The sequence below is a fragment of the Henriciella algicola genome, from assembly GCF_003576245.1.
Taxonomy (GTDB): domain Bacteria; phylum Pseudomonadota; class Alphaproteobacteria; order Caulobacterales; family Hyphomonadaceae; genus Henriciella; species Henriciella algicola.
Map to the genome: position 1 here is coordinate 30278 of NZ_QWGA01000007.1, position 26860 is coordinate 57137.

The 26860-nt window shown below is 61.2% G+C and carries 28 protein-coding genes; 16 read left to right on the top strand and 12 right to left on the bottom strand.

The window, feature by feature from the left end:
* Positions 1-59 precede the first annotated feature (59 nt).
* Together guaA and D1222_RS09800 are read left to right on the top strand one after the other, a co-directional pair.
* Positions 60-1643 carry a glutamine-hydrolyzing GMP synthase gene (gene guaA, locus D1222_RS09795; RefSeq protein WP_119454091.1) on the top strand — a complete coding sequence of 528 codons (1584 nt, stop codon included), beginning with the start codon at positions 60-62 and terminating at the stop codon, positions 1641-1643.
* A 50-nt stretch (positions 1644-1693) separates the two neighbouring features.
* On the top strand, positions 1694-2584 hold the full coding sequence (locus D1222_RS09800; protein WP_119454092.1) for a formyltransferase family protein: 891 nt from the start codon (positions 1694-1696) through the stop codon (positions 2582-2584).
* A 90-nt stretch (positions 2585-2674) separates the two neighbouring features.
* Here the strand turns inward: D1222_RS09800 and D1222_RS09805 are convergent, their stop codons facing one another.
* A complete protein-coding gene (locus D1222_RS09805) occupies positions 2675-4117 on the bottom strand; it encodes an amidohydrolase family protein (RefSeq protein ID WP_119454093.1) in 1443 nt (480 codons plus the stop codon).
* Between the two features lie 85 nt (positions 4118-4202).
* Between D1222_RS09805 and D1222_RS09810 the strand changes: the two genes are divergently transcribed.
* The 3 genes from D1222_RS09810 to D1222_RS09820 are packed head-to-tail and all read left to right on the top strand — an operon-like array spanning position 4203 to position 5059.
* Complete coding sequence (locus D1222_RS09810) at positions 4203-4442, top strand: hypothetical protein (RefSeq protein WP_119454094.1); 240 nt, start codon at positions 4203-4205, stop codon at positions 4440-4442.
* Between the two features lie 18 nt (positions 4443-4460).
* Positions 4461-4874 (top strand): hypothetical protein, encoded by a 414-nt coding sequence (locus D1222_RS09815; protein ID WP_119454095.1) that lies wholly within the window; start codon positions 4461-4463, stop codon positions 4872-4874.
* A gap of 8 nt (positions 4875-4882) precedes the next feature.
* Entirely contained in the window at positions 4883-5059 is a 177-nt protein-coding gene (locus D1222_RS09820; protein ID WP_407646740.1) for a helix-turn-helix transcriptional regulator, read from the top strand.
* Between the two features lie 3 nt (positions 5060-5062).
* Here the strand turns inward: D1222_RS09820 and D1222_RS09825 are convergent, their stop codons facing one another.
* Positions 5063-5302: a hypothetical protein gene (locus D1222_RS09825; RefSeq protein ID WP_119454097.1), complete on the bottom strand. Its 240-nt coding sequence runs from the start codon at positions 5300-5302 to the stop codon at positions 5063-5065.
* Positions 5303-5513: 211 nt separating this feature from the next.
* Here D1222_RS09825 and D1222_RS09830 point away from each other — a divergent pair, with 211 nt between their 5' ends.
* The gene (locus tag D1222_RS09830; RefSeq protein ID WP_119454098.1) at positions 5514-5708 is read left to right on the top strand and encodes a hypothetical protein; all 195 of its coding nucleotides are present in this window, start codon (positions 5514-5516) and stop codon (positions 5706-5708) included.
* A 104-nt stretch (positions 5709-5812) separates the two neighbouring features.
* A complete protein-coding gene (locus tag D1222_RS09835; RefSeq protein WP_119454099.1) occupies positions 5813-6307 on the top strand; it encodes a hypothetical protein in 495 nt (164 codons plus the stop codon).
* 15 nt (positions 6308-6322) lie between these two features.
* Here D1222_RS09835 and D1222_RS09840 read toward each other — a convergent pair whose 3' ends face one another.
* Positions 6323-6874 (bottom strand): prepilin peptidase, encoded by a 552-nt coding sequence (locus D1222_RS09840; protein ID WP_119454100.1) that lies wholly within the window; start codon positions 6872-6874, stop codon positions 6323-6325.
* A 158-nt stretch (positions 6875-7032) separates the two neighbouring features.
* On the opposite strand from D1222_RS09840, the gene D1222_RS09845 reads away from it, so the two are divergent.
* Positions 7033-8013: an NADPH:quinone oxidoreductase family protein gene (locus tag D1222_RS09845; protein WP_233348659.1), complete on the top strand. Its 981-nt coding sequence runs from the start codon at positions 7033-7035 to the stop codon at positions 8011-8013.
* Here the strand turns inward: D1222_RS09845 and D1222_RS09850 are convergent.
* Positions 7994-9196, bottom strand: a complete 1203-nt coding sequence (locus tag D1222_RS09850; RefSeq protein WP_119454101.1) for an FAD-dependent monooxygenase — start codon at positions 9194-9196, stop codon at positions 7994-7996. The genes D1222_RS09845 and D1222_RS09850 overlap by 20 nt on opposite strands.
* 130 nt (positions 9197-9326) lie before the next feature.
* Between D1222_RS09850 and D1222_RS09855 the strand changes: the two genes are divergently transcribed.
* The 6 genes from D1222_RS09855 to D1222_RS09880 all read left to right on the top strand — a co-directional run bounded on the left by D1222_RS09855 (position 9327) and on the right by D1222_RS09880 (position 16413).
* The gene (locus D1222_RS09855; protein WP_119454102.1) at positions 9327-9914 is read left to right on the top strand and encodes an NnrU family protein; all 588 of its coding nucleotides are present in this window, start codon (positions 9327-9329) and stop codon (positions 9912-9914) included.
* A gap of 110 nt (positions 9915-10024) precedes the next feature.
* Entirely contained in the window at positions 10025-10870 is an 846-nt protein-coding gene (gene panB / locus D1222_RS09860) for a 3-methyl-2-oxobutanoate hydroxymethyltransferase (RefSeq protein ID WP_119454103.1), read from the top strand.
* An 89-nt stretch (positions 10871-10959) separates the two neighbouring features.
* Positions 10960-11709 (top strand): tetratricopeptide repeat protein, encoded by a 750-nt coding sequence (locus D1222_RS09865; protein WP_119454104.1) that lies wholly within the window; start codon positions 10960-10962, stop codon positions 11707-11709.
* A complete protein-coding gene (locus D1222_RS09870) occupies positions 11706-13049 on the top strand; it encodes an outer membrane protein assembly factor BamB family protein (RefSeq protein WP_119454105.1) in 1344 nt (447 codons plus the stop codon). Before D1222_RS09865 ends, D1222_RS09870 begins: the two co-directional genes overlap by 4 nt.
* Positions 13050-13110: 61 nt before the next feature.
* On the top strand, positions 13111-14691 hold the full coding sequence (der, locus tag D1222_RS09875) for a ribosome biogenesis GTPase Der (protein WP_119454106.1): 1581 nt from the start codon (positions 13111-13113) through the stop codon (positions 14689-14691).
* A 111-nt stretch (positions 14692-14802) separates the two neighbouring features.
* Complete coding sequence (locus D1222_RS09880; RefSeq protein ID WP_119454107.1) at positions 14803-16413, top strand: TIGR00341 family protein; 1611 nt, start codon at positions 14803-14805, stop codon at positions 16411-16413.
* On the opposite strand, the gene D1222_RS09885 is transcribed toward D1222_RS09880, so the two are convergent.
* The 4 genes from D1222_RS09885 to radA are packed head-to-tail and all read right to left on the bottom strand — an operon-like array spanning position 16410 to position 20534.
* On the bottom strand, positions 16410-17114 hold the full coding sequence (locus D1222_RS09885) for an SDR family NAD(P)-dependent oxidoreductase (RefSeq protein ID WP_119454108.1): 705 nt from the start codon (positions 17112-17114) through the stop codon (positions 16410-16412). The genes D1222_RS09880 and D1222_RS09885 overlap by 4 nt on opposite strands.
* 29 nt (positions 17115-17143) lie before the next feature.
* A complete protein-coding gene (gene purF, locus D1222_RS09890) occupies positions 17144-18583 on the bottom strand; it encodes an amidophosphoribosyltransferase (RefSeq protein ID WP_119454109.1) in 1440 nt (479 codons plus the stop codon).
* A gap of 53 nt (positions 18584-18636) precedes the next feature.
* Positions 18637-19161 (bottom strand): CvpA family protein, encoded by a 525-nt coding sequence (locus D1222_RS09895; RefSeq protein WP_233348661.1) that lies wholly within the window; start codon positions 19159-19161, stop codon positions 18637-18639.
* Entirely contained in the window at positions 19158-20534 is a 1377-nt protein-coding gene (radA, locus tag D1222_RS09900; RefSeq protein WP_119454111.1) for a DNA repair protein RadA, read from the bottom strand. Before radA ends, D1222_RS09895 begins: the two co-directional genes overlap by 4 nt.
* 162 nt (positions 20535-20696) lie before the next feature.
* On the opposite strand from radA, the gene D1222_RS09905 reads away from it, so the two are divergent.
* Entirely contained in the window at positions 20697-21026 is a 330-nt protein-coding gene (locus D1222_RS09905) for a UrcA family protein (RefSeq protein ID WP_119454112.1), read from the top strand.
* Between the two features lie 124 nt (positions 21027-21150).
* Complete coding sequence (locus D1222_RS09910; protein ID WP_119454113.1) at positions 21151-22347, top strand: TIGR03862 family flavoprotein; 1197 nt, start codon at positions 21151-21153, stop codon at positions 22345-22347.
* A 126-nt stretch (positions 22348-22473) separates the two neighbouring features.
* Here the strand turns inward: D1222_RS09910 and D1222_RS09915 are convergent, their stop codons facing one another.
* Genes D1222_RS09915 through D1222_RS09930 form a run of 4 tightly spaced genes read right to left on the bottom strand, consistent with a single transcriptional unit; the run spans position 22474 to position 26622 of the window.
* A complete protein-coding gene (locus D1222_RS09915; protein WP_119454114.1) occupies positions 22474-23238 on the bottom strand; it encodes an ABC transporter ATP-binding protein in 765 nt (254 codons plus the stop codon).
* Positions 23238-24053, bottom strand: coding sequence for an MlaE family ABC transporter permease (locus tag D1222_RS09920; protein ID WP_119454115.1), 816 nt, complete (start codon positions 24051-24053; stop codon positions 23238-23240). The genes D1222_RS09915 and D1222_RS09920 overlap by 1 nt, the downstream gene beginning before the upstream one ends.
* Positions 24031-25092, bottom strand: a complete 1062-nt coding sequence (alr, locus tag D1222_RS09925) for an alanine racemase (RefSeq protein WP_147371858.1) — start codon at positions 25090-25092, stop codon at positions 24031-24033. Before alr ends, D1222_RS09920 begins: the two co-directional genes overlap by 23 nt.
* A 42-nt stretch (positions 25093-25134) precedes the next feature.
* Complete coding sequence (locus tag D1222_RS09930) at positions 25135-26622, bottom strand: replicative DNA helicase (RefSeq protein WP_119454117.1); 1488 nt, start codon at positions 26620-26622, stop codon at positions 25135-25137.
* Between the last annotated feature and the right edge of the window lie 238 nt (positions 26623-26860).

The window sequence follows — 26860 nt, forward strand, 5'->3', positions numbered from 1 at the left end:
GTGCATGGGCTGGTCGCATTGGCCCTTCCAGCCCCCGCCATTAGCGGTTAGGAGGCTGCATGGCCAGTTCACCCGATTCCGTTGCAGACAAGCACGAGCACGTCCTGATTGTCGATTTCGGCTCACAGGTTACCCAGCTGATTGCGCGGCGCCTTCGCGAAAGCGGCGTCTATTGCGAAATCCACCCTTTCAACAAGGTGGATGGCGCGTTCCTGGACAGCTTTGACCCCAAGGCGATCATCCTGTCCGGCGGGCCTGCGAGCGTCACATGGGATGACAGCCCGCGCGCCGATCAGGCGGTGTTTGAGCGCGGCGTGCCGGTGCTTGGCATTTGCTATGGCCAGCAGGTCATGATGCAGCAACTTGGCGGTCGCGTAGAAAGCGGCACCAGCCGTGAGTTCGGCCGCGCCTTCATCGAACAGGTGACGGATAGCGAGCTGCTGGAAGGCCTGTTTGGCGGCAAAGACGGCAAGGAAGAAGTCTGGATGAGCCATGGCGACCATGTCGCTGAACTGGCGCCTGGCTTTGGTGTGATCGCAAAATCGCCGGGTGCGCCGCTCGCCATCATTGCGGACCTTGATCGCCGCTTCTATGGCACGCAGTTCCATCCCGAGGTCGTGCATACGGTGCATGGTCGGGACATGCTGCGCAATTTCACGCACAAGATTGCCGGGCTTTCCGGCGACTGGACAATGGCGGCCTATCGCGAGGAAGCGATCGAGAAGATCCGCAAGCAGGTTGGCGACGGCAAGGTGATCTGTGGTCTTTCAGGCGGCGTGGATTCGTCTGTGGCTGCGGTCCTCATCCATGAGGCGATCGGCGACCAGCTGACCTGCGTCTATGTCGATCATGGTCTGATGCGCCTCAATGAGAGCGAGGAAGTCGTCGGGCTCTTCCGCGACCATTACAACATTCCGCTCGTCCATGTGGATGCGAGCGAGACCTTCCTCGGCGCGCTTGAGGGGATTTCCGACCCCGAGAAGAAGCGCAAGACGATTGGCGGGCTCTTCATCGATGTATTTGAGGAAGAGGCAAAGAAGATTGGCGGGGCGGATTTCCTCGCGCAGGGCACGCTCTATCCGGATGTGATCGAAAGCGTCTCTGCGATTGGCGGGCCATCCGTCACGATCAAGTCCCACCACAATGTTGGCGGCTTGCCAGAGCGCATGAACATGAAGCTGGTCGAGCCGCTTCGTGAGCTGTTCAAGGATGAGGTTCGCGCGCTTGGTCGTGAACTTGGCCTGCCGCAGAGCTTTATCGGGCGTCATCCGTTCCCGGGGCCAGGCCTTGCTATCCGTATTCCGGGCGAGATCACGCGCGAGAAAGCCGACACGCTGCGCAAGGCGGACGCGATCTATATCGAAGAGATCAAGAATGCCGGCCTCTATGATGAGATCTGGCAGGCTTTCTCTGTGCTGCTGCCTGTGAATACCGTTGGTGTCATGGGCGATGAGCGCACCTATGAGGCTGTTCTGGCGCTGCGCGCGGTGACGTCCACTGACGGTATGACGGCCGATTATTACCCCTTTGACCACGCCTTCCTTGGCCGGGTCGCGACCCGCATCATCAATGAGGTCAAAGGCGTGAACCGTGTCGTCTATGACGTGACCAGCAAGCCGCCCGGCACGATCGAGTGGGAATAGGGACCACCCGATCAGGGGCCAGATTTGCTGATTGACTGGAGGGGAACAGGATGAGCAACGCCGTACTCTACATCATGACGCAGAAGGGCTTTGAAGTCCTTCGCCGCCTGACCTCGACCTATCCTGGCGTGATCGAACGCGTCGTGATTGGCAAGGACTCCAATATCGAGAATGATTTCAGCGAAGAGATCTCAGTGCACTGCCGTGCTGCTGGTATCGCTTTTGACTTCAGGGGCGCGGAACCGGCGCTGAGGGGCGGTGAGTATGTTTTCGCGATCTCCTGGCGGTGGCTCATCAAGCATCCGGTGGAGCGGCTGATCGTCTTCCACGACTCGCCGCTGCCCCGTTACCGGGGCTTTGCGCCGCTGGTGAACATGCTGGTCAATGGTGAGAAGGAGATCGGCGTCACGGCGCTGTTCGGCGCGAGCGAGTATGATCGCGGGCATATCATCGGGCAGCAGACCAGCCCGGTCACCTATCCGCTCAAGATTGCCGACGCGATCGAGCTGAACAATCGAAACTATTGTGATCTCGCCGAAAGCATCGCCGCAAGGATTGCTGCTGGCGAGGAGATTGTCGGGGTTCCGCAGAAAGAGGCGAATGCGACCTATTCGATCTGGCGGGACGATGATGACTACGCCATCGACTGGTCAAAGAGCGCTGAGGAAATCCAGCGCCTCGTCGATGCGGTCGGCTCGCCCTATCTCGGCGCGCGCTGCAGGACGTCGAAAGGCCAGGAGCTGATCGTTGAGAATGTCGAGATGGTCGAGGATGTGCATTGCGAGATCCGCGATGTCGGCAAGGTCATCTTCATGCGCGAGGGGCGTCCGACCGTGATCTGCGGCAGCGGCCTGCTAGAGCTGACCGATGTGTGGCTGGTGACAGAAGAGGGGCGCGAACCCTTCCTGCCCATGAAGTCATTCCGTGTGCGTTTCTGCTGACAGGTCGCCAGCGCGGCGGAACTGGAATGTGAGCGACGCCCGGCTTCTGACTGAATTCCGGGCGCCGCCACTTTACACTGAACTGCTTGTTTATTCGCCTGCGGGGGCGTCGTCCCAGCTGCTGGTGAGCTGCTCGAACGTATAAGCGTCTCCATTGTTGATGACGGTATGGACGCTGCCGATGGCGCTGATGTCCTCGACCGGATTGGCGCTCAGGAAGACAATATCGGCTTCGAGCCCCGGTTCGATGCGGCCTGTGCGGTCGGCGATACCGAGATGCTGCGCGGTCGAAGACGTCGCCATCTTCAGGACGTCCCAGACCGGGAGACCCGCTTCCGTATAAAACCCGGCTTCCATCGCATAATAGGGCAGGCCACCTGAGGCGTCTGTGCCGATCATGATGGGCAGGCCCGCATCATAGAGACGCTTGCCGAATTCGAGCACGCGCGGAAACGCGGCGCGGGCGCGCTTGAAGTCTTCTGGCGTCCAGCCATAGACGCTCGCGGTGGTAAACTCCCTGAAGCCTGTCAGGATTTCCGGGTGGATAAAGGGCTCCCACGCGGCCGGTATGAGGTCCGGATCATCGGCATTGTAGACGAGGTGGTTCACAATGAAATTGAAGTTCAGGACCGTCTGGTTCTCGACGAGCGTGTCGACCAGTTCCTGAAAGAGCGGACCGTCATAATCGGCGAGTTCAAACCATTCGTACATGTACTTTGAATTGGGGCCGAACCCCGCGACGTATTCCTCGCGTGCACCGGGTTCCAGAAGGTCCGGACTGGTCGGCAGGGCGTGTTCAATCCCGTGCAAGCCAAGCGCTGCCGCGTCCGTCCAGCTGACCATGTGGAGATGGGCGATGGGTTTCAGGCCGGCGCGCTCGGCCGCAGCGACGCCCTTGGCGAGCTCCTCCTCGGTCAGGCTGACATAGAGCTTGAAGTAATCCATGCCGGCATCCGCCTGGCGCTGGGCTTCAGCGTCCCATTCGGCGTCGGTTGTCGGGTAGGCGAAGGCTGCGCCGCCCATTGGTGGGGGCTGGATGACAGAGCCTGCGTGGAAGGCTTCCGGGCCGATCCATTCGCCGCTTGCGATTTTCTGGTCATAGGCCTGATTGGCGAGTGTGCCGCCGCCCGGATTGCGCACCGTCGTGATGCCGAAGGCGAGGGCCATGCGGGCATTGAACTCAGTGATGTCGTCCCGGCTTTCAATCGTTACGAGCGGCGCGCCGTCGACGAACTTCGTCTCATGTGGGCCGGATGTGATGTGGGCGTGCGAGTCGATCATGCCGGGCAGGGCGTAGAGGCCCGACATATCGTGTGTCTGAGCGAAGGCCCGGTCGGGTAGGTCGCCTGCACCCGTCGCTGTGATCGATGCGCCGTCGACGATGACCCACGTATCCTCAATGATCTGTTCGCTGACCGGGTCGACATGGGAAAAGCCGTAATAGAGCTCCGCGGTGCCCGGAGCAGAATTGGTCTGGCAGCCGACGAGCATCAGTGCACCGATGGCGGTACCGGAGAGAAGAGGTTTGAACATTGAGGGCTCCTTTGATTGTAAAGAGCTCTTGACATCATGCCGAGCTGATCGTATGTCAAGAGCTCTTTACAAAAGGAGTTTTGAAATGGGTTGGAAATCGATTGCGCTGAGTGTGATCTGGGCTCTGGTTATCGCGGCGTGGGTCGGCGTGTTTGCCTATAAGGCGACGGATCCGTCGACCGAAGCGCTGGTCATCGCTGTGACAGCCCTCGCAGTTGGAACCGAGGCTGGCTTCTGGCTCACGGCAGGGATTCTGGGTATCGGACTTCTGGAGAGCCGCAAACGTGTCTTCGCGATGGTCTCACGACCGTTCAGACGCCAGTAGAGCAAAGGCAGGAATGATATGGATCCGGAAACGCAATCCTTTGAGGCAGGCCGGCGGCGCCAGAGCGCGATCTACTGGCTGACGGAATGCGTCATGGCGCTTCTTTTTCTCGGCGCGCTCATGGCCTCGCAGACTTGGTCGACAGGGGAGCAGTCGGCAAGCGATGTCGCCCTCGCGCTCCTGCCGGTTCTGGTGATTACGGTTTGGGGCGGCCTGGCGGCGCGCAGGGTGCTGGCGCTTGAGGAGTTCGAGCGGCGTGTGGCCGTCAATGCGCTCGCCATCAGCCTGTTGATGACCGTGTGGCTTGTGACGGTCTGGTCGCTGCTGGCGCAGTTTGCCGGCATCCCGCCATTTGCGAGCATCTTTATCGCCCCGGTCGCCGCGGCGATCTGGCAGGTCAGCTGGTTTGCCCTGCGGGCCCGCTACCTATGAAGAACCGGATGAAAGAGCTGCGGACCGAACGTGAGTGGAGCCAGGCAAAGCTCGCTGAGCTGCTTGGCGTCTCGCGGCAGAACATCATCGCGATCGAGAAGGAAAAGTACGATCCAAGCCTCGCGCTTGCCTTGAAGATCGCGCGGTTGTTCGAGACGTCGGTTGAGGCGATCTTTCTCGAATAGGCGCTAGGCCTCGCTCGCTTTTTTGCGGCGATTTATCGGCTCAGCCTTGAGCGTATCCCAGTTTTTGCGGTCGACGGCCTGTTCGATGTCGTCATCCTTCGGTGCTGGTTCGGGCGGAAAGTCGCCTGAGCGGCGCTCAGCCTTCTTTTGCTCAATCTGGTCGTCGGTAGATGCGGTGGTGCGGGGCTTCGCCTCCTTATCCAGTGTGGTTTTTCTCGCTGAACTGTCCTGACGGTTTTCCACGATATTTCTCCGATGTGTCGCCAGATCTGGCGTGTCTGTTCAGTTGTAAGAACACCTGGGTCTACACGACCGTTCCACCGGAGCCGGCGCGGCGAGCTCTCATAAAAACTTTTTGCGCCTGACGCCTTGCGCGTGGCTCGCAACTGTGTTGAGAATGCGAATAAGTCGCAAATAAGTGCATTTGCGTTTTTTAGTCTGGAGCGGTGGTCTCATGCGTCTCTATTTTGAGGATCTCTACACGATTGGCTGGCTTCGCTCGCAGCTCGAAGAGTTGCGCACGTGGCAGACTGAATTGCGCTCTCAGATCGGTGCGAAGCCAGGCGAGGCGGCGCGCATTGAGATGCATTACCGCTGGCTGAGAGTCGAAATCGAAAATCTTGAGAGATTGCCAGACCCGGTGGCCTGACCTCCGCCACCTGGTCACTCCACTGGCTGTGGCCCGGATCGAAATGCGTTTCCTTCCAATCGTTAGATCCGGGCCGCAGCCTTTTTTCCTGCAGAGGGCAGAACATGAACGATCAATTCCTCGATGACGTCTTCCTTCCCGATCTTGGCATTGCTGCTGGTCTCGCTGTTTGGGGGTTCCGGGCCTGCGCACGAGGTGGGGCAGGATGCTGCACAGTCGTTTCAGGCTTCTCGCGAGCATTTGGTGAGCGAAACGGCCCGCGAGTTCTGGGAGACGTCCTCAACTTCGCACGCTTCATCGGCCATTCCGGCCGCCGCAAAGTTGCGCTGGCCATGCCGGGATGTGCGCGGCTTTCAAGCGATGAATTGTCAATCATTGCGTGTCTGGCTGCAGGGCAGGCAGGTGACCGCGCTTTGATGGATGCACATCTGACCTGGCTGATGGCGTCGTCTCCGCCAGCCGATCTCAGCGACACGGTGCTCGCGATTACCTCGGCATTTCAACTTGCTGGCCTCGAAATCGAGATGCCGGAACTTGTCGTTTCCGCTTCGCGTCCAGCGAGATCCTCAATCGTCGCCGTGGAGAGCGGGCACGCCTGATCGAGTTGGCGATGGTTAGATGGCGGCCAATCCAAGCCAGCAGATCCAGCCCGATAGCGCGATCCAGGGGCCGAAGGGGACGGGGGTGTCGCCGGTGATCTTGCGGCGCAGAAGGCCTGAATAGATGAGGACGCCGATGAGGCCTGATGCGGCGGCGATGAGGAAGAGAAAGGGTAGCCCCTGCCAGCCAAGCCAGAGGCCGAGAGCGCCGGCGAGCTTTGCGTCGCCGCGCCCGAGCGCGTCTATCCCGCGCACGTGGCGATAGAAGAGCTCAATTCCGAGGAGTGCGAGATAGGCGGCCGCGCCGCCAATCAGATGGTCCAGCCAGTCGGAGCGGGCGTGCTGCCAGACCATGAGCAGGCCGAGCAGTGCGAGAAGCGCGTTGAGCGGGTCTGGGAGAATGAAGGTGCGCCAGTCGGTACTGGCAAGCGCGAGGAGGACCGCCCCCATCGCAAGCGTGAGCAGCAATATGCCGGGCGGGGCAAAGAGCCAGGCTGTGACGCCAATGCCTGCGGCGAGAAGGCCGTGGATAAAAAGGGGCAGGGCGCGCGTCATCGGCCAGCCCATACCGGGTTTTCCGGGGCTTGGCGACCTGCAGGCAAGCCCGCGCTGGGCGGAGGACCGGCAGGGGGCCGTCGCGTCAACATGGCCGAGGGGGCGTGCGGTCTCTAGATAGGTTGGACATCCGATGAAGCGTGAGGAAAATGATGAGCCTGCCCCAGAAAATGAGAGCCCTTCAGGTCGAAGAACTCAGCGAGAATTATCAGGGTGTCCGGCTGAACGAGATTGACGTGCCGCAGCCGGGAAAGGGCGAAATACTTCTGAAGATACGGGCCGGGAGCCTTGGTTTTCCAGACCTTTTGATGACGCAGGGCGGTTATCAGCATAAGCCCGACCTGCCTTTCATTCCGGGCGGCGATGTGTCTGGCGAAATCGCGGCGCTGGGCGATGGCGTGAGCGCGTTTGCGGTTGGCGACCGGGTGGTGACGAGCCGCCTCGGCGGGGCGTTTGCGGAGTACAACACCTACAGTGCGGCGACGGTGAGGAAGATCCCTCAGCACCTTGATTTTGCGTCTGCTGCGTCGGTCGGGTCCGCCTATCTGACGGCTTATGTGTCCCTGGTGCGCCGGGCCAATATCCAGCGAGGCGAGTGGCTGCTGGTGCATGGGGCGGCAGGCGGCGTTGGCCTCGCGGCGGTGGATCTTGGTAAGCATCTTGGCGCGAAAGTGATTGCGGCAGCGTCTAGGGATGACAAGCTGAAAGTCATTCAGGACAAGTATACGCCGGATGCGGTGATCAATTCCTCGAACGGCTTCCGGGAAAAAGTAAAGGAGATCACCGATGGCGGCGCCGATGTGATCTATGACCCGGTTGGCGGGGATGTGTTCGATGAGAGCGTGCGCTGTATTGCGTTTGATGGCCGGCTTCTGGTGGTTGGGTTTGCGTCCGGCCGTATCCCGGAGGTCAAAGTGAACATGCCGCTGATCAAGGGCTTCTCGGTCGTCGGCGTGCGCGCAGGCGAGTATGGCCGCCAGTTCCCGGAGAAGGGCCGCGAGAATATGGAAGCGGTCTGGAAGCTGATCGAGGACAAGTCAGTCACGCCGCATGCGCATGGCGTCTATAGCCTTGATGACTGGCGCAAGGCCTTTGCCGAGATGGAAGAGCGCCGCGTGGTCGGCCGGGTGATTATCGACCCGTCGCTGTAACGTCGTGGCCGTAAATCCAGTCGAGGCGTGAGCGAACCACGCCGGGCAGGAGCTGGCCCGCGATCCACATGGGCCCATAGGTCGCCGCCTGTTCGGCGGGTGAGCGCTTGTGGAAGGTCTTCATATTGGCGCGGGACGCTGCCTGAATACGGGAGGTGCGCGGCTTGCGTGCCTCCTCATAGCTGCGCAGGGCGGCGGGGATGTCGCCGCCCGCTTTCACCTTGCCGGCGAGCACGTAGGCGTCTTCTGTAGCCTGGGCTGCGCCTTGCGCCTGAAATGGCAGCATGGGGTGGCAGGCGTCGCCGAGCAGGGTGACGGGGCCGTCGCACCATGTTCCGAGCGGGAGTCGGTCAAAGAGCGCCCAGCGATAGTGGCTGTCGGCGGCTTCAATGAGTTCCGTCAGCGTGTCGTTCCAGCCTGCAAAGTCGCTGAGCGCTTCGGCTTTCGTGCCTTGTTCGGTCCAGCTTTCGCCCTGCCAGTCATGGCGCTCCACGATGCCGACGAAATTGGCGAGCGTGCCACCGCGCAGCCGATAGGTGACAGCGTGGCGGCCAGGGCCCGCCCAGACGCAAGCGGTTGGCGGAGGCGGCGAAGCAAGTTTGTCCAGCGGGACAGTAAAACGCCAGGCGAGGTTGCCGGTAAAACGGGCTGGGACATCGCCCAGCATCTGTTTGCGCAGAATGGAGTGGAGGCCGTCGGCCCCGAGGAGCAACTGCCCAGTGGCGCTCGTGCCGTCCTCAAACAGGAGGCGCGCAGTCGCGCCATCGGTTTCGTAGTCCGCCGCTTTCGCCCCAAGTTGAATCTTGATGGAGCTGTTCGCGCTTGCCGCTTCAGCTAGGATATCTAGCAGATCGGCGCGGTGGATATGGATATAGGGCGCGCCCCATGCCGGGGCCGCGCGCTGATTTACCGGAATCGAGAAGACGCGGCGTCCCGACTGGCCGAGCCGTAGCTCCAGCGCTTCGGGGGCAAAGCCTCGCTTAGCAATCTCGCCAGACAGGCCAAGCGTGTCGAAGACCTTCATCGCGTTCGGGCTGAGCTGGAGGCCTGCGCCAACTTCGGTGAGGGCGTCTGCGGCCTCATAGACATCAACAGTCCAGCCGGCGCGCGCGAGGCAGAGCGCGGCGGTGAGGCCGCCAATGCCGCCGCCTGCGATCAAAGCGTGGGTGTCCGTCTTCGTCATGGCGTCACTCTTGGCGCTCGCTGGGGGCGGGGGCAAGCATTGGCGTCAAGCGAATTGCCGCATAGGAAACCTTCTTGCTGGTCTCACGCTTTGGAGCCATTCTGCCACCATAAGAAAAGGGGAGGCAGGCATGGTCTATATGCTGGCGGGGATCGCGCTGTTTTTTGGCGCGCACATCTATTCGGCGCTGAGAACGAGGGCGCCGGAAAAGCGGATCGAGGCGAAGCTGGGGGAGGGCCCGTACAAGGGGCTCTACACGCTCGTTTCCATTGCGGGGTTTGTCCTGATCGTCTGGGGGTATGGCGCGATGCGTCCGGCAGCCATTATCTGGCAGCCTCCGGTCTGGACCGTCCATCTCAACATCCTGATCCAGCTGATCGCGATGCCGATTCTGGTCGCGGCATATGTGCCTGCCGGTTACATCAGGAAGACGCTGAAACACCCGATGCTGGCGGCCGTGAAGGTCTGGGCGCTCGGCCACCTTCTCGCCAATGGAGAGCTCAATTCGATTTTGCTCTTCGGCAGCTTCCTCGTCTATGCCGTGTTTGACCGGATCATGCTGAAAAAGCGCGGCGACAACGGTTTGCCGCCCGACGCCAGAGTGTCTGTGGTGGGAGATGTTCTTGCTGTACTGATCGGGCTCATCATCTGGGGCGCGATGATCTTTGGCCTGCATGAAGTCCTGTTTGGGCAGCCGGTGATTGCTGGCATGGGCTGAGGCACACTGACCACGCTGCGCTGTGATGCCTTCGGTTTCGCGCTTGGCGCTGGGGGACGGGCTCTGTTAGGAGACGGGCGTTCAGTTCTTTTGATGGAGATACGCCGCCCGTGTCCGCACAATCCCAAGTCAGACGAAAGACCGTTCGCGATATCATGTCCGCCAAGCAAGGCGAGCCGCTCGTCTGCCTGACCGCCTATGATGCGCCGACGGCTGCAATCATGGACCCCTATTGTGACCTGCTGCTCGTCGGCGACAGCGTGGGGATGGTGGTGCACGGCCTGACATCGACTGTGGGCGTCACCATGGAAATGATGATCCTGCATGGGCAGGCCGTGATGCGCGGGTCCGACAGGGCGTTTGTTGTCGTCGATATGCCGTTCGGTTCCTATGAGACGAGCGCGGATCAGGCGTTCCTGAATGCGTCGCGAATCATGAAGGAGACGGGCTGCCAGGCCGTGAAGATCGAAAGCGGCACCTATGCGGCCCATCAGATCGAGCACCTCGTCGAGCGGGGCGTACCTGTCATGGGTCATGTTGGCCTCCGTCCGCAGGCGATCAATGTCGTTGGCGGCTTCAAGGCGCAGGGCCGCGACGATGTCGAGCGCGAGCGTGTCATGGAAGAGGCGCGCGCGGCCGAAGAGGCAGGCGCGTTCGCCATCGTCATTGAAGGCGTCGCTGAGGATCTTGCCGACGAGATCACGAAAACGCTGTCGATACCGACGATTGGCATTGGGGCTTCAGCCTCCTGTGACGGGCAGATCCTGGTGACGCAGGACATGCTGGGCATCTTCGACTGGACACCGAAATTCGTGCGCCGCTATGGCGACCTGCAGTCCGAGATCGCAAAATCGGTCGAGGCGTATGCCCGTGATGTGCGCTCGCGCAGCTTTCCGGCAGAGGCAGAAACCTACAAGCTATCCGGTGGCGGCAAGGCGAAGCTGCCGAAAGGGTAGACGAAACAGTGATCGCGCGTTGCCGCAGACTGGGACCCCGGTTAGGGTGCGCGCTGATTTGATGTCCATTATCCAGTGGAGTAGGCCAATTGGCTGATATCTTTGAGGAAGTTGAAGAAGGCCTGCGCCAGGACAAGGCGGCGCGCCTTTGGAAAAAATACGGCGTCTTCGCCTATATCGCTGCGGGTCTGCTGATCGGCGGCGTGGCTTTGAATGAGTATCTCGATAGCCAGCGGTCGCAGGACCTCGAAGCGCAGTCGATCGCCTTTGAACAGGCTGATCGCGCGCTTGCAGATCAGGATTATCAAGCGGCGACGACCGGCTTCGACGATCTGGCCCAGTCAGACGTTGAGATCGCCCCGCTTGCGGCCAATTTTCTGGCCGAAACGCGTCTCTCGGGTAATGCTGACCGGGATGCGGCCATCGCAGCGCTTGAGCTTGCGGCAAATTCTGAAACGCCGATTGGCAAGCTGTCGCTCATGAAAGCGGCCTATCTGAAATCGCAGACTGCGAGCCGCGCCGAGCTGGAAACCTATCTCGGCACGCTGCCTGAGGAAGAAAGCGAGTTTGGCGCACTGGCGCTGGAGCTGATCGCGTCGAAAGCCGCGCAGGAGGGCGACACTGAGTATGCCCGCCAGGTTTTCAATGAGCTGCGCTTCCTTGCCAATGTGCCTGAGGGTGTATCGCAGCGCGCCGTCCGGGCGCTTGCGGCCCTGCCAGCGGCTGCCGCTTCTGAGGGTGAAGCAGCGCCAGAGGCCATGCCTGCAGAGACAGTTGAGACTGACGACATTCCGGAAGCCGGCGAAGCCGCTTCCATCGACGGAGACCAGCCAGAATGATGAATTTGACCTTCCGGGCAGCCATGCTCGGCACGCTCGCCATGAGTCTGTCGGCTTGCTCCTATATCAGCAATTTCCGCGCTGAAGAGCAGCGCCTGACCGCTGCGGAAAAAGAGGGCCGCATCGAGATGGTGCTCGGCGACGAGACCATCGAGGCTGATCCGGCGCTTGCGACACAGACGATCACGCTGCCTACGGCAACGCAGCTGGCGAGCTGGCCTGAAGCAGGCTCGCGGCCGGTGAAATCCGCTGGCCATGTTGCCGCGGCCGCCGACCTCGAAATCGCATGGTCAGTGGATGCCGGTCGCGGCACTGACCGCAACGGCGCGCTGACGACGCCGCCTGTGGCCAGCGAGACGGCGATCTTCGTCGTCGACGCCAGCCAGACCGTTCGCGCATTCAGCCTGTCGAACGGTTCACGCATCTGGAGACGAGAGCTCAAATCCGGAAATGACCGCGACAAGCGTGGCATCGGGTCAGGTCTCGCCTTTTCCTCGGGTCGTCTGATCGTGGCGAGTGGCTTTGGTTTCGTTGCGGCGCTGGACGCTGAAACGGGCCGTGAAATCTGGCGCCGTGACATGGAAGCGCCGATGACTGGCGCACCGACCATCGCTGATGGCCGTATTTTTGTGTCGTCCAATAATAATGAACTTTTCGCGCTGGATCTTGATGACGGCCGCGTGCTCTGGTCGGATCAGGCGATTGCCGAGACCGCCCGTGTCCTTGGTTCCTCCAGCCCAGCAGCTGTCGAAGATATTGTGATTGCGCCTTACAGCTCTGGTGAGATCATCGCGTATCTGGCGGCGAACGGCCGTCGTCTCTGGACCGAGGCGCTGTCGCGTCCTGGGCGTTTCACGCCAATTTCCTCGATCAACGACATCGCATCGCGTCCCGTCATCGGCAACGGTCTTGTCTTCGCGGCAAACCAGTCGGGCGTCATGGCGGCGATTGATGGGCGCAGCGGTGACCGTGTCTGGGTTCAGCCAATCGGCTCTACTTCGGCGCCTGCGCTCGTTTCCCAGTATCTCTTTGTCTCTGGCACGAACGGCCGTGTTGCCGCGATCAATGCCGGCACCGGCCAGGTGTTCTGGGTGACGCAGCTGCGTGAGTTCGAGCGCCAGGAAAAGCAACGCGGACGCATCTCATATGCGGGGCCAATCGTCGCTTCCAATCAGGTTCTGGTTGCGTCTTCGCGTGGATCGGTCATCGCGCTTTCGCCGCAGACCGGGGAGCGTATCGGCTCGCTTGAGCTGAAGGATCCGGTCTATCTCGAGCCGATCTCGGTTGGCGACAAGGTCTTCGTGCTGACAGACGATGCGCGGCTGATTGCAATCCGCTAGGATAGAGCAAGATCAGCCTGCGTCCTGAACGGTCAGGACAGGTTTCACGAAAGGACGGCGCATGCCGTTGAAGATTGCCATCGTCGGACGCCCCAATGTGGGTAAGTCGACGCTGTTCAACCGTCTTGCCGGTAAGCAGCTTGCGCTGGTCGATGACCAGCCGGGGGTGACGCGCGACCGCAAGGAAGCGCCGGGACGGCTCGCCGACCTGCCGCTCATCCTGATCGACACCGCGGGCTTTGAGGATGTCACTGACGACTCACTGGAGGCGCGTATGCGCCAACAGACCGAGATCGCCATTCGTGAGGCAGAGCTTGCGCTCTTCCTGATCGATGCGCGCGATGGTGTGACGCCAATGGACGAACGGTTCGCTGACCTGTTGCGCCGCGCCGACTTGCCGATTGTGCTGGCTGCCAACAAGGCCGAAGGCCGTCAGGGTGATATCGGTATCGCAGAGGCCTGGGGGCTGGGCTTTGGTGAGCCTGTGGGCCTGTCAGGCGCACATGGCGAAGGCATGGGTGAGCTTTACGGCGCTATCCGCACCGCGCTGGGCGAAGAGGCGTTCGAAGCTGCCTTCGCAGAGGAAGACACCGCGGAAGGCGATGGCTTTGACGATGAGATCCTCGACCGCATGGCCGAGATCGACATCGATGATCCGAACCTCACCGAAGAAGAGCTGAATGCTGCCCTCGAGGCAGCAGGTATCGATGATGCCGCTGAAGCCGAGGCGCAGCTTGCTGCGCGTGAGGAAGCACGCAAGAAGCCGATCCGGCTCGCCATTGTCGGGCGGCCGAATGCGGGCAAGTCGACACTCATCAACCAGATGCTGGGTGAGCAGCGTGTCCTGACCGGCCCGGAAGCGGGCATTACGCGCGATTCTATTTCGGTCGACTGGATGTATGAGGGCCGCAAGGTCAAACTGGTCGATACGGCTGGCCTTCGCCGCAAGTCCAAAGTCCAGGAGAAGCTGGAGCGGATGTCCACCGGCGAGACGGTGCGTTCGCTCAAACATGCCGACGTCATCGCGCTGGTCATGGACGCGAATGAAGCGTTCGAGAAACAGGACCTCCAAATTGCCGACCTAGCCGTGCGTGAGGGGCGGGGCCTCGTCTTCGTGATTTCCAAATGGGATACGGTCGACAATCACGCGCAGAAGATGCGCGAGCTGTCAGAGATGGCCAAAGTCCTGCTCCCGAATGCGCGCGGTGCGCCAGTCGTGACGCTGTCGGGCCTGACTGGCAAACGCGTGGACCGGTTCATGCCAGCCGTTGCCAAGGTGTACCAAGACTGGTCTGCGCGCGTGAAGACGGGTGATCTCAACCGCTGGCTTCGCTACACGATCGAGCGCCACCCGCCGCCGTCCGTTCACGGCAAGCGGATCAAGCCGCGCTATATGGCCCAGATGAAGGCGCGCCCGCCGACCTTCGTGCTGATGGCATCGCGCGCCGAGCACATGCCAGAGCAGTATAAGCGTTTCCTGGTCAACGGGATCCGCGAGGCCTTTGACATGCCGGGCGTACCAATCCGGCTTTTCGTGCGTCAGAGCGCCAACCCTTATGGGGACAAGTACAAGCCGCAGAACCAGAAGAAGACGAGCGGCCGCGGCAAGGGCAAGACACGCAGCATCAACAAGCGCAGCTAGGTTCGATCTGCTTTTGAGGCTGATCGGCGAAGGCCGTGCGGGTTTGACGTGACCCTTTTCATGCCTGCTCTATAATCCGGTCCGAGATCCGATTTTATTATGAGAGCCTGAATGCCTAAACAGATGTTTGGCGGCGTAAATGACCGCGCGGCGAAGGAAACACGCCGGGCCCGGCTCTGGCTGCGGTCGCTGGCCCGCCGCATCGACCATGAGGAAGTGGTCGAGCACGTCCATGAAGAAGGTCGCATGTCCGGCCGGTACATCTTCATGATCATCATTTCCGGCGCGATTGCGACGCTGGGCCTTCTGCTGTCTTCGCCAGCTGTCGTCATCGGCGCGATGCTTGTTTCACCGCTGATGGGGCCGATCATCCTGATGGGGTTCTCCCTGTCGATTCTTGAGGTCGCGGCACTTCGCCAGTCCATCGTGACGCTGACGGTCGGCGTGTTTGCAGCGATCGCTGTGGCCTACCTGATTACGGAATTTTCGCCGCTGACAGAGCCGACGCGGGAGATCATCGCGCGCACGCGGCCAAACCTGCTCGACCTGCTCGTTGCGGTCTTTTCTGGTCTTGCAGGCGGCTATGCCGTGATCCACCGTAAGGGCGAGACGATTGTCGGCGTTGCCATCGCGACGGCGCTGATGCCGCCCCTGGCGGTCTGCGGCTATGGTCTCGCTATCGGCTCGCTTGCCTATGCAGGCGGCGCGTTCTTCCTGTTCATGACGAACCTGCTCGCCATTGCGCTAACGGTGACGGTGCTTTCGCGTATCTATGGCTTCGGGGCTGAGCACAGCCCTCGTCACACGCTGATGCAGACGCTGTTCATCGTTGTCGTGTTCGCGGGTCTTTCCGTGCCGCTTGGTTTCACGCTGCGCGACATCGCCTATGAGGCGACCGTAACCAATCATGTGCGCGCCAATATGCTGGAGCCGTTCGACGATGACATCACGCGCATTGGCGACCTCAACATCTCTTTCCCCGCGGGGCGCGATATACAGGTTGAAGCGACGGTGTTCACGATTGACCGCAATCCGAATGCCGGCCGCCAGCTCGCGGAGAGTTTTTCCAGCCGGTTTGGCCGCGGTTTCGCCGTCAATCTCAACCAGGTTCTGATCGACGAAGAGAGCAACACTGAGGACATTTTGCGGCGTGCTGACTCCTCGCTGGCGGCACCGCTGCGGGAGGAAATCTCCCGGCTGGAGCAGATTGCCACGTCGTCGGTCGCCGCGCGCCAGCGCGAAGCTGACATCCGCTCCTCTCTTGCCTTCCCGGTGCTTGCCGCTGACATCGAGGCTGAGGCACGCCGGGCGACTTTCATCGCAGAGCCGTCTGATGATTTCAGCGTCGCGGCTTATCGCGCCATGGAGACGCGCCTCGCGGAGAACTTTGCTGACTGGCAGCTCCAGGTGGTGCCGCCCGTCGTTCGCCTGCCGGAGATTGGCTTCATCGCTGCGGGTGAGGCGCTCGCCGAGGAGGGTGAGACGGCGCTCACAAACAGTCTCTGGGCATTTGAGCGTTGGGGCACAGGACGTGTCGAAATCGTCGTGCGTGGACCGCGCGTGCCCGCGACGGGGACGCAGGCTGATTTGCTGGCCGCGCGGCTGGATGTCCTGCGCCAACGTCTGGAAGATGAAGGTCTTTCTGTCGAGACCAGCCGGCTTGTCCAGGAAGGTGAGCCGGGCGCTAGTGGACCGGTATTCAGTCTTCGGCCTGTCGGCTAGGTTTGCCGTTCAAACGTGATGCGGGCACCCGTGCGCGTTTCGCCTTCTTCGAGGAGAGGGGCGAGCTGTTTGACGACATCTTCTGGCGTCGGCAGCGTCATCGGGTCTTCGCTTGGCATGGCTTCGGCCCGCATGCCCGTGCGCGTCGCGCCGGGATCAAAGATGTTCACCCGAAGCGGCATCTTCTCATTCTCATCGGCCCACGCATAAGCAAGGCCTTCAAGCCCCATCTTGGAGGCCTGGTAGGGGCCCCAGAAGGCGCGTGGGCGTGGAACGACACCGGATGACACAAACACCGCCCGCGGCGCTTCAGAGCGCTGCAGGAGCGGATGCATGGCGCGAATGAGGCGCCAGTTGGCCGTTAGGTTCACCTCAATGGTTTCCTCGAAGCTGCGCGGCCCAACGGCCTGCAGCGGGCCAAGCGAGCCTAAGACGCCGGCATTGCCGAGCAGCCCGTCGATACGTCCGAACTTGGTGGCAAGCGCCTGACCGGCGACCTCAAAGGCGGTCTTTTCCTTCAGGTCCATCGGGATCAATGTTGCGGAGCCGCCGACGGCGTTGATCTCGTCATCCAGCTTTTCGAGCGCAAGCTTTGAGCGTGCGGCAGCGACGATGTGGTGGCCACGGCGCGCAAGCTCTAGGGCGGCAGCCTTGCCGATCCCGCGCGAGGCGCCGGTGATGAATGTAATACGCTTGTCCATGAGGGGCGGGTTAGCCTGTCAGGGCGTGCCTAGTCCAGCAGTGAAAGCTGTCTGTCCTTACCGCCTTCTTCCTGCATCTGATCGACGAGGCGCGTTGGATAGCAGCCCGTAAAGCAATGATCGGAGAATTGCGGCATGGTCATATCGCGCTTGATACCGATCGAGGCGTAGAGGCCGTCGACCGACAGGAAGCCCAGCGTTTCCACGTTGAGGAAGTTGCGCATCTGCTCCAGCGAATTGTTGGAGGCCAGAAGCTCACCCTTGGTCGGCATATCGATGCCGTAGAAGTCGGGGTTGACGATCGGCGGGCTGGCAGAGCGCAGATGCACTTCCTTGGCACCGGCGTCGCGGACCATCTGGACGATCTTCTTGGACGTGTTTCCGCGCACGATGGAGTCGTCGACCAGCAGGACACGTTTGCCTTCCAGGACCGACTTGTTCGGAGAATGTTTCTTCGAAATGGATTTCTGGCGGCCATGCTGGGTCGGCTCAATGAAGGTGCGCCCGACATAGTGGCTGCGGATGATGCCGAGCTGAAATGGTATGCCGCTCTGTTCGGAAAAGCCGAGCGCCGCAGGCACGCCGGAATCAGGGACCGGAACAATCACGTCCACATCCGCCGGGTTCTCACGCGCGAGCTGATGGCCCATGCGACGACGGACCTGATAGACGCTGCGGCCCTGGACGATGCTGTCCGGGCGGGCGAAGTAGACATATTCAAAGAGGCAGGGGCTTTCCGGGCGTTCCGGGAACGCGCGGAAGCTTTCGACGCCTTCTTCGCTGATGATGACGATCTCGCCGTTTTCGATCTCGCGGATGAACTCAGCGCCGATCATGTCGAGGGCGCAGGTCTCAGAGGCGAGCACCCAGCCCTGGCCAATCTTGCCGAGGACGAGCGGGCGAAGACCAACAGGGTCGCGCGCGCCAATCAGCTTTTTATTAGTGAGACCGACAAAGGCATAACCGCCTTCGACGGCCTGAAGCGCTTCCATGAAGCGCTCGCGCATGAGGCGGCGATTGGAGCGAGCGACAAGCTGCAGGACGACTTCGGTGTCCATGGTCGACTGGAAGATGGCGCCCTTGCTGATCAGCTCCTTGCGGAGGGCAACGGCATTGGTGAGGTTGCCATTGTGGGCGAGGGCGAAGCCTGTGTTCGCGAGATCTGCGAAGATGGGCTGGATGTTACGCATCGCTGGCTTACCAGCGGTGGAGTAACGATTGTGACCGATGGCGGCGCTGCCGGGGAGGCGGGAGGTCAGGTCACCGCCGAAATTTTCACCGACGAGGCCCATATGGCGCTCATTGTGAAACTTCTCACCATCGTAAGTGGTGATGCCACAGGCTTCCTGTCCGCGATGCTGGAGGGCGTGAAGACCGAGAGCGACGAGTAGCGACGCCTCCGGATGGTTGAAGACGCCTACAATGCCGCATTCTTCGCGAGGCTTGTCGTCATCATGGTCCCAGATCATCGACACCTCACGAGCTAGCTATGGCGCGCAAGTATGCCTCTGGCGAGGATTCGTCAAGGTTGCTCGGCTGCAGGGCTGCGTGCGAGCTCCGGCGCGCTTTCGGCGACATAGTCCGCGCCGCTCTCCAGAAGGGAGTAGGATTGGGCCGTGCGGATCCATTCCGGGATGCGGTCCTGGTCGAGCGCCATGCGCAGGAGAAAGACAAAGAATACAAGGATGACCGCGCCGCGGATGAAGCCGAAGGCTGCGCCCGTGATCCGGTCGAGAAAGCCGATGCCTTCAACGCCCTGAATGGATCGCGAAAGGTTTGCGCCGAACCAAGCCACGATGACGTAGACCAGCAGGAAGAAAGCCAGAAACAGGATCAGGCTGGGCAGATAGGCCGGTGTGTCCTGCGGCAGGAAGCGGGCGAACGCGGCATGAAGGTATTTGTTGGCGTAGTAGGCCGCTGCCAGCGCGGCGATGAATGCGCCAAGCGTCGCAAGCTCTCTCATGAAGCCGCGCGCAAACGCCATCAGCGTGGACAGGATCAGGAGAACGACCACGATGGCGTCGAAGGCTGTAATGGCGTCCATCATGGCTCTGGGTCCGGACCTATTAAATCTACCAGATCAGATAGGCGCGATAGAGGCTTCACGGTCAACCCTTCAAACGATCCGGTGCTGCCTTCGGGGACGAATGCATTCCTGAAACCAAGGCGCTGCGCTTCTTTCAGGCGCTGGTCCATTCGGGCGACGGGACGGATGGCGCCGGAGAGGGCGACTTCGCCGAAGAAAACAGATTTTTCTGGCGGTGGCCGGTCCGCCAGCGAAGTGAGAAGGGCGGCGGCGGCGGCGAGGTCGCCTGCAGGTTCTGCCATACGATAGCCGCCTGCAACCGAAAGATAGACGTCGCGGCCAGCCAGAGAGACGCCGCAGCGCGCTTCGAGCACGGCAAGGACCATTGCGAGGCGGTTGGCGTCCCAGCCGACGATGCTGCGCCTTGGCGTGCCATAGGCGGAGGCGGCGACCAGCGCCTGTACTTCGGCAAGGACGGGGCGCGAGCCTTCCATGGCGGCGAAGACGGCTGTGCCGCCAGATGTCTCATCTTCGTTTGACAGGAAGAGGGCCGATGGCTCTCGCGCAGGGGCGAGGCCGTACTGGTGCATTTCGAAGATGCCGATTTCATCTGTGGGGCCGAAACGGTTCTTCACGGCGCGGAGGATACGAAACTGGTGGCCGCGCTCGCCTTCGAAATAGAAGACGGTGTCGACCATGTGCTCGACGACGCGGGGGCCTGCGATCTGGCCTTCCTTGGTTACGTGGCCGACGAGGATGAGCGCGGCGCCGGACTTCTTGGCCCAACGCGTCAGCTCCTGCGCGCAGGCGCGGACCTGAGCAACAGAGCCGGGAGCTGCTTCGAGGCTATCGGACCACATGGTCTGGATGGAGTCGATGACGACAAAGTCCGGATTGGCAGACTTGAGCGCGGACATGACTTTGCGAAGATCTGTTTCGGTCGCGAGTTCAACCGGGCTCTCGGAGACTTTGAGCCTCCGGGCGCGGTCCTGTATCTGGGCGGCGGCTTCCTCGCCTGAGACATAGACGGTGGACAGGCCGTTGCGGGCGAGCCGTGCAGCGACCTGAAGGAGAAGCGTGGACTTGCCGATGCCGGGATCACCGCCAATCAGCGTGGCAGAGGAGGGCACAACGCCGCCACCAAACACTCGGTCCAGCTCATCGACGCCGATCATGTGCCGGGTAGGTGCGTCCTCGACAGCGTTCAGCGTGGTGAACTCCGCCTTTCCGGCCTTGCGGGAAGATGACTTCGGCGCAGCCAGACCCCCGGGCGCCGCCGAAGAGGTCTCCTCCACAAGTGTATTCCACTCCCCGCAGGCATCGCAGCGCCCTGACCATTTCAGATGGACGGCGCCGCAGGACTGACAGGTGAAGACGGTGTTCGCTTTGGCCATGGCGATGAGACGTAAACTGTTGCTCCGTGTGGGTGAAGCGGGTTTTGCGGACTTGTTTCATATCGAATTACGATAATTTAATTATCGAAAAACAATAATTATGGTAAGACGGAGTCGCTCAGGAACAGGGTCAATAACAAGAAAAGAGAAGGACCCATAATAATGAAAAAGAAGAGCGTTATCACCGCAATCGCCCTCACCGTCTGTGCAGGTTTCGCTGCACCAGCTTTCGCCGGTAGCACACAGCCCGCGAACTCTGTCGAAGCAGACATCACCGGCCTTGATCTGACGACCCCTGAAGGCCGCGCAAAAGTGGAAAGCCGCATCGAACGCGCAGCCGAACATGCCTGTCTTGCTCGCAGCGGCCCGCAGCCACTGTCGTACCAGCGTGCCACGGCCATCTGCGTCGATGCCGCGGTGAAGGATGCGATGGGCCGGGTTTTCCCGAAAGCCGAACGTGTCGCAGAAGCCAAAACGACATCTGAAGGCTAAAGGGGCGTGACCCCGAATAAATAGCACGGCCGGCCCTGACCAAGGCGCCGGCCGTTCTGCTTCGGGGCGCTGCTTTGCGGCAGTGCCACTGGCAAGGTTTGCCACCGCTAGCTAGAGAGGCGGTGTGAAACACATCGCGATCATCGGTGCCGGGCCGGCAGGGCTCATGGCAGCAGAAGCCGCTATTGAGGCAGGCGCGCAGGTTTCGATCTATGACGCCATGCCAAGTGTCGCGCGCAAATTCCTGATGGCGGGCAAGAGCGGTCTGAACATTTCTCACAGCGAGGAGGCGGCGCTTTTCCGGTCCCGCTACCGCGCGCCGGGTTCGCGGCTGCATGAGATGATTGCTGCGTTCGGGCCGGGCGACGTTGAGCGCTGGATGAACGGGCTAGGTATTGAGAGCTTCACGGGGAGTTCTGGCCGGGTCTTTCCAGCAACGATGAAGGCATCTCCTCTGTTGCGCGCCTGGCTGGCGCGGCTGCGAGAAGGCGGCGCGCGCATCCATGTGCGCCATCGCTGGCAGGGATGGGACGAGGCAGGGGCGCTGGTGTTTCAGGCGCCTGATGGAGAGGTGAGATTGAAGCCCGATGCGGTCATACTGGCGCTCGGCGGCGCGAGCTGGTCGAGGCTCGGGTCTGATGGGGCATGGGCTGAGCTGCTCGCGGAGAAAGGTGTCGAGCTTGCGCCATTCCAGCCGTCCAATTGCGGGTTTGAGGTGGCGTGGTCGAAACGTCTGCTCGACGGATTTGAAGGCGCACCGCTGAAAGGGGTGAAGCTGTCGGCAGGCCAGCAGGCTGGGCAGGGCGATGTCGTCATCACGAGGCGCGGTATTGAGAGCGGGGCGCTCTATCCTCTGTCTGCGGATTTGCTGCGGCAGATTGAGGAAACCGGTTCGGCACAGCTGAAGGTCGATCTTCTGCCTGATGTCGATATGGATGGGCTGAGACGGCGTCTGGCCGCTGCCAATCCAAAAGATTCAAGCTCCAACAGGCTACGTAAGGCAGCGCGGCTCGAGCGGACCAAGATTGCGCTCGTTAACGAGATTGCGCGGGGGGCGCCACCTGCAGACGCAGGTGATCTTGCTGCGTTCCTGAAGGCCTTGCCAGTTCGCATCGACGCGCCCGCGCCGATGGATGAGGCCATCTCGACGGCGGGCGGGGTGTCATGGGACGCGCTTGATGAGCGGTTGATGCTGAAAGCGCTGCCCGGCGTTTATTGCGCAGGCGAGATGGTCGACTGGGACGCGCCGACAGGTGGCTATCTCCTGACGGCCTGCCTTGCGATGGGGCGGGCGGTGGGCAAGGCGGCGGCAGCTAGTTAGCTATGGCTTCGCCCACTTGATCGACCTCGTCCTTCGACAGGCTCAGAATGAGGTCTATGGGGTGGTCGAGCGAGACCCTGTGCTGCTCATTCTGAGCTTGTCGAAGGATGATGCCGAAGCGGCGTCCTAAAGCGATGGCTGGATCGGGCCGTCGGCGCGGCCGTGGACGAACTGGTCGACATGGTCATTGCCGGACCGGTCGATCTCGCTGGCAGGGCCACGCCAGATAATCTTGCCCTCGAACAGCATGGCGATCTCGTCAGCAACCTTGCGGGCCGAAGCCATGTCATGGGTGATCGTCACGGCGGCGGCGCCGAGTGCCTTTACCTGCTCGAGAATGAGATCATTGATTGCGTCGGCTGTAATCGGGTCGAGGCCCGTCGTCGGCTCGTCGAAGAAGATGAGATCCGGCTTGGTGATAATGGCGCGGGCGAGGGCGACGCGCTTTTGCATGCCGCCTGAAATCTCTGCGGGTCGTAGCTCTGCAACAGAGGCGCCGAGGCGAACCTTTTTGAGGTTTTCGATGGCCTGCTCTTTCGCGTCGGACCGCTTTACCTTGTCGGCATTGAGCAGGCGGAAAGCGACATTTTCCCAGACGGTGAGGGAGTCGAAGAGGGCGCCGGACTGAAACAGCATGCCGATACGAGAGCGCATGGCTTCGCGGGTCTTGCCCTGATCCTTTGTGACGTCCTTTCCGTCGAACAGGATCTTGCCGGCATCTGGGGTCATCAGGCCTAGCGCGTTCTTGAGCATCACTGACTTGCCAGAGCCAGAGCCACCAAGCACGACAAGCGACCGCCCCGGGGCGACATCGATATCGACGCCGCGAAGGACATGGTTCGAGCCGAAGCTTTTCTCGACGCCTTTGAGTTCAAGGATAGGCTGCGTCATCAGATGCCGATCTGCACGAAGAAGGTGGAGAGGATGTAGTTGGCGGCAAGGACCAGAACCGCGGCGCCGACCATGGAGAGGGTCGCGGCGCGTCCGACGCCTGTCGCGCCAGCCGATGATTTCGAGCCTTGATAGCAACCCATCAGTGCGATCACCATGCCGAAGATGACGGCCTTGATGAGGCCGACAGCGACGTCCTCCATCGTCAGGAAGTCCATAGTGTTGCGGATATAGGTCGTCGAGTCGAAGTCGAGCGCATAGACGCTTACCAGCCAGCCGCCCATGACGCCGATAATATCGGCGATCAGGACGAGGAGTGGCAGGGTAAGAGCGGCCGCGAGGAAACGCGGCGCATAGAGATAGCGGAACGGATTGGCAGAGAGCGTCTTCAGCGCATCGATCTGCTCTGTCACTTTCATGGCGCCAATTTCTGCGGCGATACCCGCCGTGACGCGGCCTGCCAGCATCAGACCGGTAATGGTCGCCCCAAGCTCTCGCGTGATGCCGAGGACGACGATGTTCGGAACGAATTGTTCTGCGCCGAAGCGATTGCCGCCGGTATAGATGTTGAGGGCAAGCGCCGCGCCGATGAAGACGGCTGAAAGGCCGACAACTGGCAGTGAGTAAAAACCGATCGCGATGATCTGCTTCCAGAGCTGGGCAAGGTTCCAAGGCGGCGTGAGGGCAGAGAGAGCTGTGCGACCTGAGAACATCGACAGGCGGCCGATTTCTGCGAAGAGCGCGAGGGTGCCGCGCCCTGTCCAGGCGAGCGGGTTCGGAAAGCCGCCGGATTTAGTCGTAGATGCGTCTGACACGATGGCCCAGTCCTGTTACGAGTTCATAGCCGACTGTGCCGGCGCGTCTGGCCTGCTCTTCGAGCAGGACCTCAGCCCCGATGAATTGGGCGAATGCTCCCGGCTTTGCAAGGTCTCGTGCCTGCGTCACGTCGATCGTAATCAGGTCCATGGAGACCCGCCCGACGATCGGGCAGGTGATGCCGCCCAGCGAGGCCATTCCCTTATTGCTGGCTGAGCGCGGGAAACCGTCGCCATAGCCGAGCGCCACGGTCGCCAGGGTGCGCGGTGTGTCGAAGGTGTAGGTCGCGCCGTAGCCGACCGTTTCGCCGGGCTGAACGGTCTGTACCGTCAGGATCGGCGCTTCCAGCGTCATGCCGGGCTTGAGGAAGACGCCTTCTGGGAGGGGCGGGCCGCCGCCATAGAGGCCGATGCCCGGGCGTGCCACGTCAAACCCGTAATCCTGCCCCATCAGGCAGCCGCCAGTGTTGGCGAAGCTTTTCAGGGCCTGTGGGAAGTTGGAGGCGGCTTGCCTGAAACGCTCAAGCTGCTTGGCGTTGATGGCGCGCGAGCGGTCGTCTGAATCAACGAGGTGAGACAGGATGTGAACGGGCGGCTGGCCGTCCGTGAGTGCTTTCAGCTCTGCCACGTCTTCCATCCGAACGCCCAGCCGGTTCATGCCCGTGTCGATATGAACGGCGTAATCGGGGACGTCCATGAGGGCGAGCCAGTCCTTGATGGCTGGCAGCGCGTTCAGGACAGGCGTGATGTTATTTGCGCGGGCGAGATCTGCATCAGATGGCTCCGCGCCATTGAACGCCAGAATGGACGCGTCTTCGCCGATGGCGGTGCGGAGCTCTGCGCCTTCCTCGACATAGGCGACGAAGAATGTCCGGCAGCCCGCTTCATATAGGGCGGACGCGACAGGAGCGACGCCGTGGCCATAGGCGTTGGCCTTTACGACCGCGCCAGCCTCACTCTCAGGGATGAGAGCGGCAATCGTGCGCCAGTTGGCGACGATGTTCTGTAGATGCACGCGGGCGCGGGGGCTGAAACTCATTGATGCGGCATAGTCTGCCGCGAGGCCCTGCCGCAACCCATTCTAGCCGAAGTCTGGCTCAGGCTGCTGGCGCTTGAGGTTGCCGAAACGGGTCGTGTTCGCGTCGAAGGCAAGGGTGACGCGGCCAATCGGGCCGTGACGCTGCTTGCCAATGATGACTTCAGCGGTGCCGAGAACCTCATCCATACGCTGGCGCCATTTGGTCCATTTCTCCGCAGATGCCGGGTCCTCACCGCCAGACTGGGGCTCGGTCCGCTCCAGATAATAGGACTCACGGTAGACGAACATGACGACGTCAGCGTCCTGCTCAATCGAACCGGATTCGCGAAGGTCAGAGAGTTGTGGGCGTTTGTCCTCGCGCTGTTCGACCTGACGCGACAGCTGAGAGAGGGCTATGACCGGGACGTTCAGTTCCTTGGCGAGTGCCTTGAGACCCATCGTGATTTGCGTGATTTCCTGCACGCGGGAATCGCTGGCCTTGCCGGTCGTGGACGTCAGAAGCTGAAGATAGTCGATGACGACCATGTCGAGGCCGCTTGTACGCTTCAGGCGGCGGGCACGCGCAGCAAGCTGGCTGACCGAGATGCCGCCCTGGTCATCGATATAGAGCGGCAGGTTCTGAAGCTCTTCGGTTGCCTGGCGGATCTTTTCAAAATCGCTGGCATCAAGGTCGCCCTGACGGATGTGGTGAGCGTTGAGGCCTGTGCGGTCTGCGATGATACGCGTGGCGAGCTGCTCACACGACATTTCGAGAGAAAAGAAAGCAACGACAGCGCCTTCGACGGTCTTTTTCGAACCGTCAGGTTGCGCTTCGCGGCGGCAGGCCTGCGCAGCGTTGAAGGCAATATTGGTGGCGAGCGTCGTCTTACCCATGGAAGGGCGGCCAGCGAGGATGACGAGGTCAGACTTGTGAAAGCCGCCAAGCATCGTGTCGAGGTCGTCCAGCTGGGACGCGACACCAGCAATCTTGCCGTCACGCTTGAAGGCCGCTTCAGCCATGGCGAGCGACTCTTTGAGAGCCGTCGAGAAAGAATGGAAGCCGCGTCCGGAAGAGCCGCGGTCTGCTAGGTCAAAGAGCTGGCGCTCGGCGAGCTCCAGCTGCTTGTCGCCGTCTTCTTCAGGGGCTGGCTTGAAAGCGCGGTGCTGGACTGTCGCCCCGATGTCGATCAGGTCGCGGCGCATCGCGAAGTCTCGGATCATGCGGGCGTAGTCTGAGATTTCCGGACCAAAGGCGGCCGAGTCGAGCAGCTCTGCCAGATAGGACGCGCCTCCGATTTCCTGCAGCTTGTCGGCTTTCTCAAAATGCTCGCGCAACGTGATGCCATCAGCGACACGGCCGCCCTGGATCATGGTCGAGCAGACTTCGAAAATTTCCTGATGGGGGATCGAGTAGAAGTCAGTAGAGCGCAGGATGTCTGCGACGCGCTGGAACGCATTATTGTCGTAGAGGATCGCACCAAGGACGCCAGCTTCTGCCGACAGGTTGTGCGGTGCTTCGACCGACTTGGGCGTATTGGACATATCGTTCATGCGCGTGTCCTCGAAAAGGTTCTTACCGATGGGTTAACTTTACGCCTGAGCGGGGAAAGATTGCAGGCTTGACTTGCACACAAACTGCCATCGTCCACAGCTCTAATGGGACCTGTGGAATACCGCGATTCGGGCGTGAATGATTCGTGGCTGCTTTTGCGGGGAGGCCGGTTCAGGGCTTTAGCTCTCCGCAAAGAAAAAGGCCGCACCCGATGGGCGCGGCCTTGATTAAAGTCTG